Origin of the sequence: Paenibacillus sp. UNC451MF (genome assembly GCF_000686845.1) — a bacterium.
Taxonomy (GTDB): Bacteria; Bacillota; Bacilli; order Paenibacillales; family NBRC-103111; genus Paenibacillus_S.
This window is the reverse complement of the sequence record NZ_JMLS01000024.1, coordinates 1-20,092: the sequence shown is the minus strand read 5'-3', so window position 1 is coordinate 20,092 and position 20,092 is coordinate 1. Positions and strand designations below refer to the sequence as shown.

At 47.6% G+C, this 20,092-nt stretch carries 12 protein-coding genes and 2 pseudogenes; 10 read left to right on the top strand and 4 right to left on the bottom strand.

Translation table 11 applies throughout. The features are described 5' to 3' along the window. Positions 1-75 precede the first annotated feature (75 nt). A complete protein-coding gene (locus tag BP97_RS0122890; RefSeq protein WP_028551205.1) occupies positions 76-9,582 on the top strand; it encodes a chitobiase/beta-hexosaminidase C-terminal domain-containing protein in 9,507 nt (3,168 codons plus the stop codon). 29 nt (positions 9,583-9,611) lie between these two features. Next, entirely contained in the window at positions 9,612-10,298 is a 687-nt protein-coding gene (locus BP97_RS0122885) for a S1 family peptidase (protein ID WP_028551204.1), read from the top strand. A gap of 49 nt (positions 10,299-10,347) precedes the next feature. On the opposite strand, the gene BP97_RS0122880 is transcribed toward BP97_RS0122885, so the two are convergent. Next, positions 10,348-10,920, bottom strand: coding sequence for a TetR/AcrR family transcriptional regulator (locus BP97_RS0122880; RefSeq protein WP_028551203.1), 573 nt, complete (start codon positions 10,918-10,920; stop codon positions 10,348-10,350). A gap of 167 nt (positions 10,921-11,087) precedes the next feature. Here BP97_RS0122880 and BP97_RS37160 point away from each other — a divergent pair, with 167 nt between their 5' ends. From BP97_RS37160 to BP97_RS0122865, 3 genes are all read left to right on the top strand, one after another. Continuing rightward, positions 11,088-12,749: an MFS transporter gene (locus BP97_RS37160; RefSeq protein ID WP_051620893.1), complete on the top strand. Its 1,662-nt coding sequence runs from the start codon at positions 11,088-11,090 to the stop codon at positions 12,747-12,749. 178 nt (positions 12,750-12,927) lie between these two features. Beyond that, positions 12,928-13,428: a hypothetical protein gene (locus tag BP97_RS0122870; protein WP_028551202.1), complete on the top strand. Its 501-nt coding sequence runs from the start codon at positions 12,928-12,930 to the stop codon at positions 13,426-13,428. Between the two features lie 66 nt (positions 13,429-13,494). After that, positions 13,495-14,412, top strand: a complete 918-nt coding sequence (locus tag BP97_RS0122865) for an aminoglycoside phosphotransferase family protein (RefSeq protein ID WP_028551201.1) — start codon at positions 13,495-13,497, stop codon at positions 14,410-14,412. Positions 14,413-14,576: 164 nt separating this feature from the next. On the opposite strand, the pseudogene BP97_RS39805 reads toward BP97_RS0122865, so the two are convergent. Next, positions 14,577-14,888 (bottom strand): annotated as a pseudogene (locus tag BP97_RS39805) (EamA family transporter); the annotation flags it as partial. Between the two features lie 381 nt (positions 14,889-15,269). Here BP97_RS39805 and BP97_RS0122850 point away from each other — a divergent pair. Further along, the gene (locus BP97_RS0122850) at positions 15,270-16,223 is read left to right on the top strand and encodes a carbohydrate kinase family protein (protein ID WP_028551198.1); all 954 of its coding nucleotides are present in this window, start codon (positions 15,270-15,272) and stop codon (positions 16,221-16,223) included. Between the two features lie 356 nt (positions 16,224-16,579). Here the strand turns inward: BP97_RS0122850 and BP97_RS0122845 are convergent, their stop codons facing one another. Beyond that, complete coding sequence (locus BP97_RS0122845) at positions 16,580-16,975, bottom strand: VOC family protein (protein ID WP_028551197.1); 396 nt, start codon at positions 16,973-16,975, stop codon at positions 16,580-16,582. A gap of 297 nt (positions 16,976-17,272) precedes the next feature. Here BP97_RS0122845 and murD point away from each other — a divergent pair, with 297 nt between their 5' ends. Continuing rightward, positions 17,273-18,604 (top strand): UDP-N-acetylmuramoyl-L-alanine--D-glutamate ligase, encoded by a 1,332-nt coding sequence (murD, locus tag BP97_RS0122840; protein WP_028551196.1) that lies wholly within the window; start codon positions 17,273-17,275, stop codon positions 18,602-18,604. Between the two features lie 28 nt (positions 18,605-18,632). Beyond that, positions 18,633-19,088 (top strand): ParB N-terminal domain-containing protein, encoded by a 456-nt coding sequence (locus BP97_RS0122835; protein ID WP_028551195.1) that lies wholly within the window; start codon positions 18,633-18,635, stop codon positions 19,086-19,088. Between the two features lie 327 nt (positions 19,089-19,415). Here the strand turns inward: BP97_RS0122835 and BP97_RS41455 are convergent, their stop codons facing one another. Then, positions 19,416-19,547 carry a hypothetical protein gene (locus BP97_RS41455; RefSeq protein WP_269321923.1) on the bottom strand — a complete coding sequence of 44 codons (132 nt, stop codon included), beginning with the start codon at positions 19,545-19,547 and terminating at the stop codon, positions 19,416-19,418. A 63-nt stretch (positions 19,548-19,610) separates the two neighbouring features. Between BP97_RS41455 and BP97_RS40305 the strand changes: the two genes are divergently transcribed. Beyond that, positions 19,611-19,754, top strand: a complete 144-nt coding sequence (locus BP97_RS40305; RefSeq protein WP_156043288.1) for a hypothetical protein — start codon at positions 19,611-19,613, stop codon at positions 19,752-19,754. 143 nt (positions 19,755-19,897) lie between these two features. Beyond that, positions 19,898-20,092, top strand: a pseudogene (locus tag BP97_RS37155) (IS110 family transposase); the annotation flags it as partial.

Sequence of the window (20,092 nt, the reverse complement as noted above, 5' to 3'; positions counted from 1 at the left end):
AAAGCTACCGGCACAAGTCTATAGGACGTTTGCCGGTAGCTCTTCGGATTTTTACCAAACTAAGGCGGTGTGAACATGGCAATGAAGCAAAAATCAATCTATGCGATTGGATTTGCTGTATTATTTATAGCATTATTGGCAGGCCTAATGACCTTCCATGCAAGTGCAAGCACAAGCCATTGGACGGATGGGGGCCATGCGGATACGGCCTGGTTTGATAATGCTACCGAATACGGGACTTATACTATCGATACGCCGGCTAAACTGGCTGGCGTCGCCAAGCTAGTTAATGACGGGGTCAACCGAAATGGGATACCTATCAACGGGTTTAACGGGAAAATTCTGGAGGTCAGTCAGGACTTGGATTTATCTGCTTACCTGTGGGTGCCGATTGGAACACAGACAAAACCGTTCAAAGGGACGTTGATTGCAGCAAGTGGAATTTCCAAGGAAATCCGCGGTATGACCGTAAATGACAATATCATGTACGGGGGCTTCATCGGCTATATGGACGGAGCTACTGTGGGAGGCTTCAAATTTACGGGGACAGGCAGCATTAACATGCCTTCCGTCACTCAAAATGTCTATGTGGGCGCAGCGGTCGGCAAGATGGTAAACAACAGTATTTTGTACGATATTACAAATGATGTATCTATAAAAATAGATACGTCTAATCAGGTTACTTACGTCGGGGGGATCGTCGGCCAGGGCGAAGGAACCTTATCCAACTTGAAAAATAACGCTCAGATAACTGCATCCGGCGGCGATGTGTATGCCGGAGGGGTCACGGGCAGTGTATACGGCAGCGGAGCAAAATACGTAAAAATATGGAATAACGGTGCGCTAAATGCAACTAGTAAGGCTAACCGGAATGTATATGCAGGGGGGATTATCGGCTATTCGCCGGTGTCCGTCGAGATGAATCAGGACAATACGATCATTTCCAACACAGGTGCCGTTACAGCTATCGGCGGTTTGAACAACTATGCCGGTGGCATTTTGGGTAAGGCGAACGGTCTGGCGAAGTTTTCTGTAAATACTTCCAATAGCGGTGCGGTAAGTATCGCTGCTCCTTCTGCAAGTGGATCGTATGCCGGAGGACTTGCAGGTTCACTAGGTACTGCCAATGCGGATGTTACTTTCAACAATACAGGAGTTGTAACGAACAACGGCGGAACTAACGTTTATACTGGTGGGCTCGTCGGCTATACGGAAGGCATCTTTTCGTTGGAAAAGAGCCATGTCAATAGTGTAAGCATTGCGGCATCAGGAAAAGACCACGTTTATACTGGTGGACTTATCGGTTATGCGACGGGGGACTTCTCATTTAAGGGAGCAGCCAAAAATACGGGAGCGATCCGCGTATCGGGCGGAGCGCTGGCGGACAAACCGGATGAAGCCTATACCGGCGGTTTAATCGGCTACGCAGAGAATAGGGCTTTATTCGAAAATGCGTCTCTACTCGCTTACGAGAATAGCGGAAGCATCACCGTAAGCGGGGGAACGGGAGTCTACACGGGCGGTATCATCTCTAACCGAGCTTATGCGAGAACGGGGAATGGGATCAGCAACGTTTCCAGTGCCGGGGATATCAAGGTAGACGGTATATCCAAGCTGTATACCGGGGGCTTCATCGGCTTCATTCCGGCTGATAGCTCTGATAAAACGATAGCAAACGCAACGTTTGCAAGCGATATTACTGTCAATGCTGCAGCTTCCAGCTCTGGAGGCACGGTCAGCACAGGCGGCATTGTTGGCTATTTGACAGGTGGTAATGCAAACATAAACAATGGTTCTTTAAAGCAGACACCGGCAGGGATCGTTGACGCAGCTCAAACGTACAAGGGTGGTACGATTACATCGACGGGAGGCGGCGCTAGCACATATACCGGCGGTATTGCAGGGTATGTGGACGGAGGAGTTATTTCTGATGCTAGTGTAGGAAACACGAAGGAAAGCCATGTTAGGATTACCTCCGATGGGTTCATCGGCGGCATAGCAGGAAATTTGAAAGGTACTGTAAATAAGGCAACCATCCAGTATGTAACGGCGACGGTACAAACCGCGGACGGCTTCGCAGGGGGGATTGCGGGTACAGCACAAGGGTCCATTATGGGTGCAACGGTTGGCGATAAAGGAGACCACGATAGCGATAGTGTGAAGCTTGCTGCTGCAAACGGCATCGACAGACTGACAGCCGGTGGTATTATTGGGCGTAATGAGGGACCTCTTACGGTTAATGACACTCTTGTTACCCAGATTGGCTTGTTGAGTGAAGCGGGAAGAACCAGCTATAACTTGGGAGCAGTGGCAGGAACACTCACAGCTGAAGCTCAAATTGGAGCAGTGGGGGCCCCGGTTCAGGTTAAGCAGCTGGAGATCGATGTTAAAGCCGATAATAGCAGCGTAGGTGGAGCTATCGGTATTAACCGTACGCCACAAGCTTTCCTCGATATCGAAGGCGTCAAGATTCTAGTTCCTGCTAACGCAGGGAAGATTGGCGGCGCCGTAGGTGTTCAGGATACGACTCAAGAAAATACGACTAACGACGGCTCTGCTATCACAGCTAAAGATATAACTGTTACGGCTCAGGGGAACACACTTGAGATCGGTGGGCTTTATGGTGAAAATCAAAAGAACACCCCGAAGAGCAATGCTCTGAACGTTCAAGTGAACGCTTCGGGAACTGCGAACCAAGTAGGTGGTATCGCCGGTAAAAATAGGGGGGCTATTACCAACGTTCAAGCTGATAATCATCAGCTTGAGGTTAGCGGCGAAGCAGGTGAGGTCGGAGGAATCGTCGGACGCTCCGAAGCGCCGGATGGAAGTGCATCGCCGGCAAGCATTAGCAGCGCATGGGTCCATGCCGGAGAAGCGACCTTGATCCAGGCAACGGGGGGGAATGCCTCCATTGGCGGTATTGCCGGATATGTTCAAAATACCGAGATCAAGGACGTTGCTGTCGATGCTAAACTCCCTGATTATGCGACGATTTCCGTTAAGGGAGCCAATGCCAGCGCAGGCGGTCTAGCGGGTAAAATTGAAAATAGTAAAATCATCGGAGACGAAGTCAAAATCAACGCCAACAACTTGTTTATAACCAGCGCAACGACTGCAGAATCTTCCTATTTCGGCGGTATCGCCGGATACAGCAGCAAATCACGTATAGAAAAAATTGCATCAGGCTCTGTCAGTCTAGTCATAGGAAGTCCAAACTCATTAGTTGGTGGTATGACTGGATACAACCTGAGCACGGAAACGACCTCCGTTATCTTAAATAATAATACGGCAGCTCTTAGTATAAAGGTGACTCCGACTGCAACTTCTTCCATCATCGGCGGTATTGTCGGAATCAATGATCGTCGGGCAGGAGACCCTAGCTCCGATCCGGGCAAGGCAGTCAGTACGATTCAGAACAGCCGAATCGTAGGATCGATCTTGGTGAACGCAGAGGCTTCGGTAACTGGTGGCATGGTTGGTGAGAATCGCAGTCTGATCGCCAATAACAGCATTTCCGATAAAATTTCGATTACTTCCGATGGGAATTCCGGCATCGTAGGTGGCTTGGCAGGACGGAATATGGAAAGTGGAACGCTATATTACACGTATTCCAATGCGAACCTGATTATCGAAGGTGAAAATACGCTTGCCGGTGGTTTGGTCGGAGAAAATTTGGGCCAAGTGACGGCGTCCTACGTGGACATTGCTATCACGGGCAATGCTCATGGTATCGAAGGCAGCTCTGTCTATCTGGGAGGCTTGGCAGGCCGCAACAGTGGAGCGATCGATAAATCGTACTCGGTTTCCAAGGTTACCGCGAACGGAAGCTATTCGATTGTCGGAGGTTTGGCGGGCGAGCATGCAGCAGGCACAATCACGAACTCCTATGCAGCTAAAGAAGTCATTGCAAATGCAGACCATTCTTTCGCGGGAGGCCTGCTTGGCAGAATTACGAACGGTACTGTGACAACGGCATACTCAGCTGGCAAGGTGACGGCCGGTGACGGCTCCTATGCCGGCGGTTTTGCCGGACGTTACGACAATACCAACAAAGAATTGCTGTATAAAGCTTATTACGTGAAAGATGTAGACAATGATATTAATGGAGATTTGCCGGACTTTGCGGATGGCAGCTTCCTCTGGCTTAATGCACATGCACGTCTTAGCACAATATTGGCGGCAACGCTTAAGGATAGAAACTACTTCCCTGGGTTGTCCGGCTGGGATTTCGATTCGACCTGGAGATACGGCTCGCTCGATGCGGAATATAAATATCCCGAGTTAATCCGTATTGCCAATGGTGGAGGAGAGACGGGCGGCGGCAGCGACGTGAATGCCAACATCAACTGGTATGTGCGTGACACCTTCGCGATTAACTTTGAGGTGAAAAGCGAGGCGGAGCTTGCTGGGCTTGCGGCGATCGTGAACGGAACTATACCTGGCGTTCCTAAATTCTCCTTTGAAGGCAGAACGATCAAAGTGATGAGTCCAATCCACATTCAATCGAAACAATGGGTGCCAATCGGTATCAATGAAGATAGCGCGTTCCAAGGGAATTTTAAAGGAAACAACCATTTGATCGATGGCCTAACTTTGACGTCGACTTCCTCTTACTCCGGATTGTTCGGAGTCATCGGACAGAAGGCTATTGTAGAGAATATCAAGCTAGAGCCCCTGTCTTTAACCGGGCAACAATTCACAGGCGTCCTTGCCGGGGTCAATAAAGGGACTGTATCCCATATCAGCATCAAGCTGACAGGAGGCGCTAAGATCAGCGGTGCTACCGTTGGCTCTCTGATAGGAAAAAATACAGGCACTGTAGCAACTGCTGACGTTAGCTTGGAAGGCGGAAGCCGAATTGAAGCAACGGGGACGAATCCGGTAGCAGGCGGTCTTATTGGAGACAATGCGTTTGCGGTCAATCCGAACGTGTTCACCTTCAAAGTGACGGATTCAAGTATTGGCAGTTCAGCGAGCAATGCTACGATAGGTGGCCTCATCGGAAGGCAGAACGGCGATGTCAGTGGCCTCAGCATGGACATTGCTTCCCGAATTTCAACTACGGGTACGGGCAGTATCGTGGGAGGATTGATCGGGCAGCATGTTACCGGTAAGGCGGAAAATATTCATCTCGCCTTCACTGAAGGCAAGCTGGAAGCGCTTGGAGCGGAATCGACCTTGGGAGGAATCACAGGTCAATCCGGCTCTGATAATCCGATCAATCATACAGTTATCACGGCTGGCAATACCATACAGCATATGGTTGGAAACGGCGTTGTGGGCGGCATCGTGGGAACCAAGGAAGGAAAAGGCAGCAATTTCTTTGATCTGGATGAAGTTAAGGTAGACAACGTCATGCTTGCAAGCTCCGAGACAAGCGAGCAAGCGATCCTAGGCGGAGTTGCGGGTAAGCTTGCGAATACGGCAGTACGGCAGGCTTCAGTGAGCGGCTCGCTCAAAGCTGCCGGAGACCGTGTGACCGTCGGCGGCATTGCAGGCCAGGCAGACGATTCTATTCTTTATATGGTTGATGTGAAGTCGGATATCGATTCCGCTTCCAGATCGGGCGAAGCCATTGTCGGCGGCGTTGCGGGGCTTATATCTTCGAAGGATGTCAATCAAAGCTTTGATTTCAGCAAGCTGGCACCGTTGTACAAAGGAATTTACAATGCCAACGTGTCGGCCAAATCCATTAAAGCGACAGGAGTGGATAATGGAGCCGATATGTATGTCGGCGGTATTGCCGGTAAAAACAAGGCGGCTTCCATCTATCATTCTGTAACAACTCCAGCCATTGCCGTCAGCGGAGGAAAAACGGCTGATGTCGGAGGCGTCGCAGGTTTCAGCAGCGGCATTATTGTAAGTACTTCCGCTCATAACAGCATTGCCGCAGATTCCAGCCGCGTTTATCATGTCGGCGGTTTCGTCGGTCGAGCGGCAGGCGGGGAAATTCATTATTCGAATGCAGCAGCAACCGCAGGAGAGAAGATAGTCATCGCTAGTGCGGTTACGAAACCGGGCATGACGCCGGCTACTCACGTCGGCGGCTTTGTGGGGATGTCGGACAATACGCGATTCGCCGATTCTTTTGCTGATATTCCTGTTCAGGTCGTATGTGACAATCAGGATAATACGATTTATGCGGGCGGCTTTGCAGGCTCGCTCGGTGACGCTGATCCGGCAGGGGCAGGAGCGATTCAGCGGGCTTATGCTAAAGGAGTCGTTGATGTCCAAGGGATAACGGGAGCTTACTCAGGCGGCTTTGCGGGATCGGTTGATCATTACGAGATTACAGAGGCTTACGCCACGGGAGATGTGGTAAATACAGGCTTCGATACGAGAACCGGCGGGTTTGCTGGAGTCGTGGAACGATCGGCAATGGTGAAGAAAGCATATGCTTTGCAAAGCAAAGTGGAGACCAACGGGGTTAATCATGCGACCAGGTCGTATACTGGGGGCTTTGCAGGGTACAACGATGGAATTATCGAAAGTGCGTACACAGGCACTGAGAACATTAAGATGAACGTAACTGGCGCCAATGCATTCAAGGGGGCGCTTATCGGCTACAATTTCAGGGACGGTAAAGTAACGCTTTCCTCTTATCTAGGATCTCTGGCTCCATTCGGCCGCAGCCTAGGGACAGTGGAAGCAGCAAAAGCGGAAGATGACATGACAAGCGCCTATGGCTTTGGCAAATGGAACTTCGAGATGGATGCTTCCTTCCTGAGCCTCAATGGTGAAGGTGAAATCGTCATCCAGAACGTCAAACAGCTAAATGGCGTAGTTACCCTGTATAACGATGTGAACTTGAACTATTACCGGTTGTTTAATAGAGCAGCCGATGTCAAGCCTAGTTTGAACAAGCTTTCCCTAGGCGCAGATATTTCCATTGGTGACACCTCATGGGTACCTTTTGCTGCTTTCCATGGAGAGCTCGATGGCAAGGGTAAATCAATTAAAGGACTTCAAGGTCGAGCATCCGGAACATCAGCCTATGGTTTTACTGCGGAGAACTACGGGAAAATTGTTAATGTATCCTTTGCAGATGCAAACCTTACTGCCGGCGCTAATACAGGAATTGTAGCTGGGATTAACCATAGCGGAGCTATCATTAGCGGTATTACCGTTAGCGGCTCGGTGAAGGGAGACGATTATACCGGGGGGATTACGGGGAAAAATGAAGGCGCGATTTCGAATGTTATCCTTCAATCTCTAAACGTTAGCGGAGCTGATTACACAGGCGGGGTAGCAGGAAGCAACGAAAACATGATTTCGAAAGTCACCATGCATGATCTGACCGTACAAGGCGCCAATAATACCGGCGGATTAACAGGTGAGAATAAAGGCGGACTTTCAAGTGTTAGCATCCAAGGTTTGACCGTAAACGGCACCGACTTTACAGGCGGAGCGACAGGAAATAATGGAGGCACAATCTCAGATGCTAGCATTCAATCTCTTACGCTAAACGGGGCCAATCATATCGGCGGCTTGACAGGAGCGAACAGTGGCAGCGCCGAACAAGTTGTTGTGAACGGTACTATTGACGCTGCGGGTAGCGTTTTGGGTGGAATTGCAGGTTCCAATGAAGGGAAAATCAGCAAAGCGTATTCAAGAGGCATCATCCATCCGAAGAATGCAGGACAAGAAGCGCTGGTGGGAGGCATTGCCGGAGTAAACGGAAAAGCCGGGGACATCAGGGAGTCGTTCTCCTTCGCAGATATCTCCGTCACATCGGACCAAGCAACAGCAGGAGGTATCGTGGGGCTGAACCAAGGATTGATTGGGAACACGTATTATTCGGGACGCGTTCAAGCCAAAGCGACGACGAAAGCATGGGCTGGCGGTATTGCCGGACACGCATCTGAAGGCGTGATAAGTGATTCGATGAATTACGGTGAGGTTATTGCTGCGGTAGGTGGAAAAATCGTACTAGGCAAAACATTTTTCGGAGGCATTGTGGGTCAGAAAGAAGCGGCAGCTATGATCAAGAACACCGCTTTTAACAAGCAAATGCTCAAATCGGACACGGCATACTATAATGCTAATGGAAACAGGGCAGCAGGAGTAGAAGGCGAAGCAGCGGGACTGCTAGCCAAAGACTTTGTCCAAGGGACGCTGCCGGTAAGCCTGAATACAGGAATATGGAAGGCAGCTAAAGGATTCTATCCTCAGCTTGCTGCGTTCAATGGAAACGGAGCATCGAAGCTGAGTGCGGCAGCCATTATCCTAGGTGATAAAGATGTTATTCATAACATCAAGTCTGAATTTGAGCTAACTCAGGACGGTGAACTAGCTTGGACTGCTGATCCAAGGGAAATTTCGATCAACAGCGCTTCAGGTTCTCTGAAAGGCTCGATGAACTTAGCCGGAAAGGCTATCTTGAGAGCAACGGTGAATGGAGACTCCAGAGAGTTGACCGTGAATATGCCGGTCCCTGCGTTTGCAGAGACCGCTCAAAAGCCTAAAGCTATAACCGGGGACAATCCGTTCAACACCAAGACTTCTGTAGCACTAGCTGCAGATGAAGCAAATGGCATCATCTACTACACATTGAACGGCAGCCAGCCAGATCAGTGGTCTCAGGTATATACCGCACCTATCGTATTAACTAATACGACAACGATCAAGGCAATCACAATGGCTGATGAAAAAGAAAGCAGTGAGGTGTTCTCCGCGATCTGGACCAAACAGGAGCCAGAGCCTTCCCGCGGGAAAGGTGGAGGAGGTGGCGGTTGGTTCCCACCTGTAGTATCAGAGCCGGCCGTTATAGCTTATATTGGCGAAAAAGCAGTTCAGACCGATGATTTAGCTTCGGTAACTGTCGCTAAAAACAGCAAAGTGACATTAAAGGCTCCAGAGGGCCAAATAATTTATTACACGACCGATGGAAGCACTCCAACAAAGAACAGCCTCCGCTATACTGGAGAATTGTTAATCACACGGAATATGACTATCAAAATGATTACCGATCAAAACGATCAGGTCGTGACGATCCATTACCAGGTGGAGAATGCCAAGTTCGATTTGAAAAGCGATGTAAGCCAAATGAAGTACATATCAGGCTATGAGAATAACGAATTTAGGCCTGATAATTCGCTCAGCAGATACGAAATTACAGATATGCTTGCTCCGCTGCTGAATAGAGAGGACGTGACCGTCGGAAACCTGCTCAGAGACGTTGATAGCGGCAAACAAAATCAGATCGCCTTCTTTGCGTCGGCAGGTATTATTGATGGTTACCCGGACAACACCTTTGGCGGTGAGAAAGGGCTGACAAGAGCAGAGTTTGTCGTCGTTATGTCCAGAGTGTTGAAGCTGGATATCAACCAAACAGGTGATGCATCTTTGTCTGATGTATCCGGCCATTGGTCGGAAAAATACATCAATGCCTTTACGAAAGCAGGGTATGTCGAGGGCTTCCCGGACGGCACATTTAAGCCTGATAGCGAAATTACAAGGGCGCAGGCCGTCGTCTTGATCAACAGAATCATAGGCATTAAGAAACAGGATCTGCCTGAGAAATTCAGCGACCTGCCTCCTGCTCACTGGGCTTTTCGGGATATTATGGCAGCGATGAAATAAGCATCAGGGCCAGAGAGGCGGCATGAAATTTGAAAAGAAAAATAACGGCTTTATGTTTAGGATTATTCGTTTTGCTGTTGTCAGGTATGAGTCTGCTTGCCAAAGTCAATGCAGATGAGGCGGCCACTTTCAATGCGGAAGACATTTATGAGCGCACAGAGAGCGCAGTGTTCTACATCCGGGCTTTGAATGGAGACGGTATATTAAAGGCTTCCGGAACAGGAGTGATCCTCTCTCCGGAAGGCATCGCGGCAACGGCTTGCCATGTCATTAAAGAGGGGGAGAGGCTTGAAGGAATTATGGGCGACGGAAGAACGGTATCTCCCATCGAAGTGCTGAACTGTGATGAACAGACGGATGCGGCGATCTTAAAGCTTCCCATTCCAGATTCGGGTTTGGGGGAGCACGTTGCGTATCATTCCCTTCAGGTTAGGGAAACGGCAGTAAAGCATGGCGAGAAGGTATTCGCTATAGGCTACCCTATGAAGGACAGTCCGATAATTAGCGAAGGCATTATTAACTCGCCGAACGCGCAGATCAATGGGAGAGGACGGATTTTGACCTCGGCCCAGATCGTAAGCGGAATGTCCGGAGGGCCGATCATTGACAGGTATGGGCGTTTGTCCGGCATTATATCCGGATCATTGAAGACAATGAATAATATCCATCTAGTCATTCCGATGGATGATTTACGAAATCTGTTACCTTCACAGTAAGATCGATTACGAAAGAAGCCGGCACGCTTTATAGCGATGCCGGCTTTTTTTACCGGGAAAAGTGATCCTCAATCAACCGCCTCGCCGCGCTCAGGAAATAGTCTGGATGGAACGAATCCTTATCGATATATGCACTCATCATAGCCCCGTCACTTAAAATCCGGATCTGAGCGGCCAACTCGACCGGATTTTGCACTTTGCCTTCCCTCGCTATTTCCTCTACCATATCCCAAGTCCGATGCCGGTTATCTACGGCAGAACGATGACCGGGATGCTCCAGATCGGGAAACTCCACAACCGCATTCATAAACGGACAGCCACGAAATCCCGGATCCTTCATCCGCTCGACTAAATCTTCAAGAAGCGAGTAGAACTGGTCTTTAGGAGAGTTAGGATGTCGCCGTTTCGCTTCTGCAATCGAATCAGCTCTCTTACCATGCCTTATCTCTAGATAAGCAACGATGAGGCTATCCTTTGTAGGGAAATTCCGGTAAAAGCTCGCCTTAGCTACGCCAGATTCCTCAATAATTCTGTCGATACCGACAGCCCGAACGCCTTCTTTGTAAAATAAATTGGAAGCGACCCGCAAAATCCGCTCCTTTGCCGATTCTTTTTTTTCCATAATAATCACCCGATTCCAAATTTAAGGAACAATGCTATTGACATGAGACAGATCTGTCTGTATCATACGAATCAATGATGGATGAGACAGTTCTGTCTCATTTATTGTAATCGAGCATCCCTGCACATGTCAATGTTCCCAGGGGGTACACAAGGAGGATAAAATTGATGTCGCAAGCTGCAGCACATAGTTCACTGAATCATCCGCAGGTGGAGGTGAACACTCTTCAGCGTCCGCGAATTATGCTGACGGTTTTGCTGCTATCTGTGTTTATGGCGGTGGCCAATATTTTTATTGTTAATGTGGCGACGCCGTCGATTCAACGCGGCCTTCATGCTGATTTCTTCGGTGTCCAATTCGTCATCTCGGCTTATACACTGGCCTATGCGGTCGCTCTTATTATTGGCGGCAGACTCGGCGACCGATTCGGTCGACGGAAGATATTGCTTGTTGGCGTCGCTGGATTTACGATCAGCTCTTTGCTATGCGGTCTATCCATTGATGTTGGGATGCTCACTGTCGTGCGGGTCATTCAAGGATTGAGCGCAGCGCTGATTTCACCGCAAATATTGTCACTTATCCAGGCTCAATATGCGCCGGAGAAAAGAAGTAAGATATTTGGACTTTACGGGGCGACACAAGGGCTGGCTGCCTCTACCGGTCAACTGATCGGTGGATTGCTACTTTACTGGAACCCCTGGGGTCTGGAGTGGAGAATGGTTTTCTTCTTTAGTGTACCTATCGGTATATTGATATTAAGCATGATTCCGTTGATACCGGAGTCAAGAGGGATGGTTGCATCGAGGACGGACTGGTTCGGTGCGGCGTTAGTTGCTGCAGGGTTATTATTGCTGGTGTACCCGCTAGTCCAAGGTCAGAAAGTAGGATGGCCGTCTACGCTCGTTATCAGTTTGCTTTTGTCCGTTCCCGTGCTGGCCTTATTCATTTGGATTCAAAAAAGACTTTTGCAGCGAAATGTCGACCCCTTCATGAATGTGAACTTATTCGGTCAAAGAGGGTTCGGAATCGGGATGCTTGTCGTCTTTTTGCTCATGTCGTCGCAAGCAAGCTTCTTCTTGATCTCCGCTTATTTGTTCCAAATCGGGCTCGGATTTACTCCGCTTAAAGCAGGAGCGGTCATTTTACCAATGGGTCTAGGTTACTTCCTCGCATCGTTAATGTCATCGCGATTGGCTTCAAAGATCGGTTCACATGTTCTGAGCGTCGGTTCTGTGCTCACGGCAGCAGGGTATTTGTTTTTGGCCCTGACCGTACAAGGAACAGGGATATCGCCCAATATTTATGTATGGATTCCAGCATTAGCTTTGCTTGGTATAGGTCAGGGTTTCATTGCCGCACCACTTACCAATGTCGTTCTTTCCAAAGTGAAGAAGCAAGATATTGGCTCCGCATCGGGCATTTTGACGACCGGAATGCAGGTGGCTTATGCTATTGGAATCGCTCTAATTGGTATCATATGGACGAACTCACTTAGTCAACATGCAGAAAAGGCGGGCCACCAGACTGAGCTTCAGATGCGTCAGCAATTGGCTGCGTATGCACCTTTGTCGGCAGAGCAGAGTGAGGCCGTATTAGCCAAGTTCCGGGTATGCTATCCTGAAACCATAAGCTCTCATGCGTCTATGTCACCTAGATGCGTAGATGCAACAGCATCTGTATCCAGCGAAGCAAAGCGGCTGTTTGCGGACGGGGTGCGGCAAGCGAACGCCAGAGGCTACACGGAGGCATTCATTATTTGTCTATATGCTCTTGCTGCATATACTGTTTTTCTACTACCACTTTCCATAAAGCTTGCTAGGAAAAAATAGCCCTTTGGTAATCATATTCACAAAATGTAACGAAGTGGAGACCTCGGTGGGGTCTCTTTTTTATTTAAATTGAGTAAATGTTAGTTATTGTAAAATGACACAACATATGATAATCTACTCTGATTTGATTCATTCAACACTGCTGTTTATCATGAATTTTTACTATGAGGTGACTTTGATGGCGTGGAATATTGGATTACTTTGTATAAAAGCCGATGTAGTTAAAGTAGAAGAAGATACGTTTCTTGACATATTTTATAAATCAAAAGACGGTGTGCATTTTGAAGAAATTGCTTCAGTAACAATGGATTCTGCCCTTGGAGTGGGATATGCGCAACCGTGGACACTGATTTTTGATATTAATGGTAGATTTATTTTTGATCAGAAAATACCAATGGAAATATCCAAAAAATATAAAATTAAAACGTTCTGGATTGCAGAATCTCTCATCTATAGAGACTATCATTTCGGTATCCTCAAAAAAGGCGGAGTTAAAACGGAAGTAAATGGGAGGGATGAAGGATTAAAGTATTTAACTTCAAAAGGAATTAAAGCAGCTGATGAGTGGGGGGAAACTATTATTTTTCAGATCATTGAGAAAGAAATATTTAATAAATTCAAAGAGAATTATGATACAAGTTTATGGGATCTAAGATACGCAAAATATGAACTTGATTGATTGCTAAATAAAACTATTGTTGGCTGCAGTTAATTACCATTAGGCGGGGATGGGGTAGATCTTAAGATGAGCAAGCAATATGGTTTCAGTCAAAATGAAATTGAACATATAACCAATCGTTTTGGTAAAGCTTTTTATGAAAAAGTTTTGAGGGATATTGAAGTGTATGCCGAAAAGTGGAGCTTAACCTTTATTGAATTTATTCCTTCATATTCTGCAAACATAGTTTTTAAATGTTACGCAGAAAGGCTTGGAAATGTAGTGCTAAAAATAGCTCATCCTTCATTTGGAGAAATATATACAGAATTTAATACATTGCGTCAATATAATGGCAGACGATTTTGCAGAGTCTTTGAAGCTGATATCGAAAACGGCGTCCTGCTTGAAGAGTGTGTGCAACCGGGAAATCCTTTAAGGGATGAGAGTTCTCTGAATAGTAGACTATCTGTATTTTGTTCCCTCTATAAAGAACTGCATATAACGCCTGCTAATACAGAAATATATCCGACTTACATCGAGTGGGTCGATAGAATAACAGACTACATGAGCAAGCGACAAGATTGTGAAGAGTTATATTTGCATATGAAAAAAGCAAAAGATATCTGCTTATTAGTTTCAACATTGTATTCACAAAAGATGCTGCTCCACGGCGATTTTCATCATGATAATATTTTACTTGGTAATGATGGAGAGTATGTAATAATCGATCCTAAAGGCGTAATAGGCGACCCTGTATTTGATATTCCACGTTTTATATTGAACGAATTTGGTGATGAAATAACTACGGAATTATATATGAAAATAAACGATATTATACTCATTTTAGAAGAAAGGCTTAATATCCCGAACAACATAATAAAGAAATGCCTTTATGTAGAAGCTGCTATGGGAGCATGCTGGAGCGTGGAAGACGGCACAACCCCTGAGGAATATCAGAGCCTTATAAAAAGTGTTGCTTTCGCAGAGACCATTTTGAATGCTTGATTGCGTATCAATAACCGACAGGACTAGACTGCCGTCAAAAATTGGCAGTTTTTTGCTCATTTAACGGGCAGCTTTTGCAGGGTTTTCTCCGTACAATAGATGTTATTAAACATCTCAAGGGGGAAAACGATGAATTGTTTGGTTCATCAAGAAGCGGATGTAGATTATGCTGCGAACCGCCGTGCGATTGCTACGCACAGTATGACAGCGATATTCACTGTAAAGATAGGCCAACCGATTGACTCATGCAGAACGAGAGACGCAAGCAGGAGGCCAAAGAAAGGCTGGAGGAGCTGCAACTGTCCAACCCCGGCTATGCCGCCCTGGGCAAGACCACGATACCAGAACACAAAGCCGATGAGCATGCTGAACAGGGACACATAAGCAAGGCTAAAGAGCGCGGAACCACTGATACCCGCCCACGAAACCGGCATGTAATAGAACGAGAGCAGTAGCATTACGGGAAGCGATAGAAGGGAGCATGACCCGGTATATGCTAGCAAGAATTAGCTCCAAATGCTCATGCCAATGGGAACTAACAAGAAAAGAATGATCCCGTTGGATACTCATTTTGAACGGAAAGCGATTTCCTTCAAACGTCTCTGTCTTCTTGTTTGCTGTAGCAAGCATAGGCATGATCTCCCCTCGCGTTACATACAAAACTACCCTTATTAATTATATCACGAATAGTCGGCTGGCTTCTGCATTACTATGTTGGCTACATTGCAGAGAAACACAAGAAATTGAAGTTTTACCTGGGGTCAAGAAATGTTCTTTGTTATTAGCTGGGCATATACGATGGGAAAGGATGCATGTATAATAAAGTTTATTCTATATGGATAAGGAGCTTATTTAGAATGACAAATTTCATATCCGTCGTCGGCACTGTTTTTGTCGATTGCAAAGGATTTGCTAATGAGCAATATAACGCACTAGGACGTAACCTGGGCAGTATTCAGTTCGTGCATGGTGGAGTTGGACGCAATGTTGTTGAGAATTTGGCCAATCTTGGATTGTCGACAGCACTCGTTTCCACAGTGGACGATTCGGCACTTGGTGAGGATATCAAGAAACGCCTTAAGCAATTAGGGGTTTCGCTCGAGTACTTGCCTGCAACACCTAATCAAGGTATGGGGATGTGGCTTGCTTTATTGAATGAAAATGGGGAGCTGGTAGGCTCAATCTCCCAAATGCCGAACTTGACGACAATGCAGCATATGATCATGCAGCGTGGAGAGGAGATAGTTAGCGGTTCCTCCCATCTTGTCTTGGAAATCGACCTCAATGAGCAGATTTCCCGGCATATGCTAGAAATAGCAAGTCGACACAACAAGCCGGTATACGGTATTCCCGGCAATCTCGAGGTAATACTTAAAAACCGTGATTTGCTGACTAAGCTCGATTGCTTTATTTGCAACAATATTGAAGCTGAGCAGCTGGTCTGCAGCGACTTCAGTGATATGGCTCTCGAACAGAAACTGGCGGCGCTTCAGACATACGTAGAAGAGCAGGGGCTTCAAGCGATGGTGATCACGCTTGGATCCGAGGGATCAATATTCTATGATCGGATAATGAAGGAATCGGGATATCAGCCTGTATTCCCAGTGGAAGTTATCGATACGAGCGGTGCTGGGGATGCATTTTTCTCGGGGACGATTATGGGCCTTGTTCGCGGCTTGAAGCTGGCGGAGGCAGTGGTTTACGGCACGAAGGTAGCCGGTTGGACGATTGAGTCGAAGGAGAACAACTGTCAGGAGCTTAAAGAGAAAATGCAACAGGATGAAGCATTTCAGAAGTTGCTCGTGAAATAAGGAGAGGGGCGTAAGCCAACTCAAGAAAATCAATCAGTGCTTACACCGATCCGTTTGAATGCAGGTTATTTATTCATAATGGATTATAAGTAACTACTAACATCGTCAAAACAGACGATGTTTTTTTTACATGTCGGGAATGAATTTATTCTACCGGACTTTTTGGTGGTTGGATTTTCCATGCGGATTGAAGCGACCCGCTTTCTAGGGAGCGAAGTCCCTCACCTCAATACAAAGCGAAAAGTCCTGACCGTGTTGATCAGGACTTTTCGCTTTGGAGAAACTCTAAGGACTCAGTCCGCACGATTTCAATTCTTCACATGTCTCCTCCATGAAAAGGTGATATCGAAATAATTCTATTTTGCGTTCGTATCTGGCTGATGTATACCAAAAATATTACCTTCCGTGTCCATATAGTACCCTTGCCACGCCATTCCAGGTAAAGCATACTTTGGCAATGCAACCTTGCCGCCATGATTAAGAATTTTTGATTCCGTAGAATCGTAGTCTCCCACTCCCATTGTACATGCAAAGCCATTCAAAGCCTGGCCTGGTACTGCGGAAGCCCCTTGACGTTGCACCAAAGCACCATTAATTCCAGGCTCATTTGCATCGCCTGTCACAGCCCCCCAATAGGGCATTCCCGCATAATTGCTCCAATCCTCGAATGTCCACCCAAATACTTCTCCATAAAACTTCTTAGCACGCTCCATGTCATCGACATGAATTTCGAAATGAACTAATCTGCCCATGTTTTCCTCCTAAGGTTTGACTTCCTTATCTCTTATATTAGGTTTACTTTTTGATTCTCCTTCTTCATTATTGGAATTATTTAGAGGATTATTCATTTTCATAACAGAGCTGAAATCAGGACTAAGCTAACGGGCAGGTTAATTCCAATATGTGGTATATTTGATTTAATAATATGCAATTTAAGGGGGTTATTGCTTGCTTTATATGGTACGACGCGGTCAAACCGATTTAAACCGAGAAGGAAAGCTTCAGGGCAGAATGGTTTTACCCCTAACATTTACTAAGCGGAGGTGCCTATGAATCCTGCTTTTGCTACCTATATCCAATCGCTGGTCGGTCGGGATGTGACCGTCATCGGCGCCGGCGTCAGCAATGCACCGCTGATCCGCATGCTGCGCTCGGCCGGGGCACGCGTCACCGTGCGCGACCGCAACCCCGCCCTGCCCCGAGAGGAGTGGGACGAACTGGGCGTCGGGTTGCACCTAGGGGAGAATTATCTGAATCGCGTTGAAGGCGACATGGTGTTCCGCACTCCGGGTATGCGCCCAGACCATCCAGCGCTGGACTCGGCCCGCGCGGGCGGTAGCCGTGTAACCAGTGAGATGGAGGAGTTCTTCGCGCTGTGTCCGTGTCCCATTTTCGGCGTGACCGGTTCGGACGGTAAGACAACCACCACATCGCTGATTGCCGACATGCTGGCTAACGGGGGGCGTACGGTGCATCTGGGGGGCAACATTGGCACGCCACTGCTGACGCGCGTGGGCAAGATGTCGCCGCTGGACGCATGCGCGGTCGAGCTGTCCAGCTTCCAACTGATGGACATGACGCGTTCTCCCCATGTGGCGGTGATCACCAACATCTCGCCCAATCACCTCGACTGGCACCGCGACATGGATGAATATACCGCTGCCAAGCGCCGCCTGCTGGATTTTCAGACTGTTGACGACTTTGCCGTCTTAAACGGTGATAATCCAGCGACTGCCGCGCTGCGCGGGAGGGGGCGGACCAAATATTTCGGCGGGCACACTGTCCACGACGGGGTGATCGACAGTCTGTTACCCATCAGTGACATTCGTTTGCCGGGGTGGTACAACGTGGAAAACGTAATGGCTGCCATGAGCGCTGTACGGGGGACGGTGTCGGATGAAGCAATCCTGGAGGCGGTGCGTAACTTCGTCGGCGTGGAGCACCGAAACCAGTGGGTGGCAACTGTGGGCGGCGTGCATTATTACAACAATTCCATCGGCTCCAGCCCCGCCCGAACCGTCGCCACACTGCACGCGCATGTGGGCCGAGTGCTGCTGATCGCCGGCGGGCGAGATAAGAAAGTACCGTTTGACGAGATGGCTAGACTGCTGCCTGATCATGTCAAGGTGCTGCTGTTGATCGGCGAAGCGGCCAGTCAAATCGAGGCTGCTGCGCGCGGAGTGCCGAGCTGCCCGCCTATTGTCCGCTGCGAAGGCCTGGCTGAGGCAGTGGCGCAGGCACACAAGCTGGCCTCACCGGGCGACACTGTGCTGCTGAGCCCTGCCTGCACTGCATATGACCAATATAGCAACTTTGAAGAGCGCGGGCGTCACTTTGTAGAGCTGGTCGATGCGCTGCAACGGTCGGAGGGAAAGGATTGAGCATGACATGGGCGTGGAGGATGACTTAATGATATATGGCAGTACAAAATGTGCAATTCAATATGCCCAACGTGGTGCAATTGATGAGTGGGTTCAGTTATTTCTTAGAAATGACGGAAAGAACATTGCATTAGCAGACGGGTTATTGCTTAAGCAGAGGTACTATATCGGTCCGGTCGTAATGGATATATCGGAGTTTGGAATTGAAGAAGGAGCTCCATCTTATCTGACTAAAGAGAGTGATATAGCATGGTTTTTCCATGTCGTCGATAAAATGAAGAAGGCATATGGCAATTGGGATTTTCCGCCGCTAATCGTCTTCTATTCCGCTGGCAAATATAAAATCGCTGATGGGCGTCACCGCAATGAAGCATTTCGACAAATGAAAATAAAACATGTACCGGTTATTTTTTGGACCGATTCTGAAGAAGATTATCGTTATATTATAGAGCATATTTCATCAATGGAAACGAACTCTGAGTAACCCGAAAGTGTTAAACTTGCGGGGAACGATAGTTCAACTCATCTTGGAGGTAGCACCAACATTTTGACCGTTTTATACGCTTAGCGTTAGTGGATATGAATTATCGACGCTATTAAATACCTTAGCGGTCATTCCTTAGAGTAGGGAAAATCCGCTATTCATGTGCCCAAATGTCCTTTGCGTATATTTTCGTTAAAATGTTGGTCAGACCTCATGTATAAAATGCTACTTTTGTAAATATGTAAACGTTAATCCAAGAGAAAAGCGGCCCCTCCCGCTGAGAAGGCCGCTTTCTCCTAAGTCGTTTTGCTTCGTTACTCCCAACATTCACTTATTGCCTGGCGTCCGTTTAAGCTCTACTTCCTTCCAGTTTGTACGACCATTCTTGTCGTAACCAGTCATCTCGGAGGCGTTCACCATTTCGCCTGTATTGAGATCAAAGAATACGGTCATCCTCAAGCTGTCATTCTCACTGCTAGGAGAATTCGGTGAGATCCCCATGACTCTAAGAAGAAAACGATTTTGGGAGGAGTTTGGGTCAGCGTAGACGAGGTGGCTGAACGGATGCATAACGATCGTTTGCAGTTTATTAACATCGACTGTGCCGCCATCAAGTTCTATTTAATACACCGTGTAAATACCATTCCGATCGTTGAAACCTTTTAGCTCTTTTCAGTTCCACAAACGAGTACGATAGTTGAATCGTTCTAGTAGCCTAAGAAATGGGCTTTGTCAAAAAAGGAGCGCCTCGGTATGATGGGTTTGTCCACGGGTTCGAAACCCAACACCATCAAGGAGGCGCTCTTGTTATGAAGTTTAAGCAATCAGACGGACAAAATCAACGCATAGAACGAATTACCACTTCCCATCTTGTTGTAGGCATCGATATGGCAAAAGAAGTCCATGTAGCTCAAGCTACGAATTTTCGTGGCATTGTGCTTTCCAGTAAACATCTTTCTTTTAAAAATACAATTGAGGGATTCGAAAAACTGCAACAGTGGATT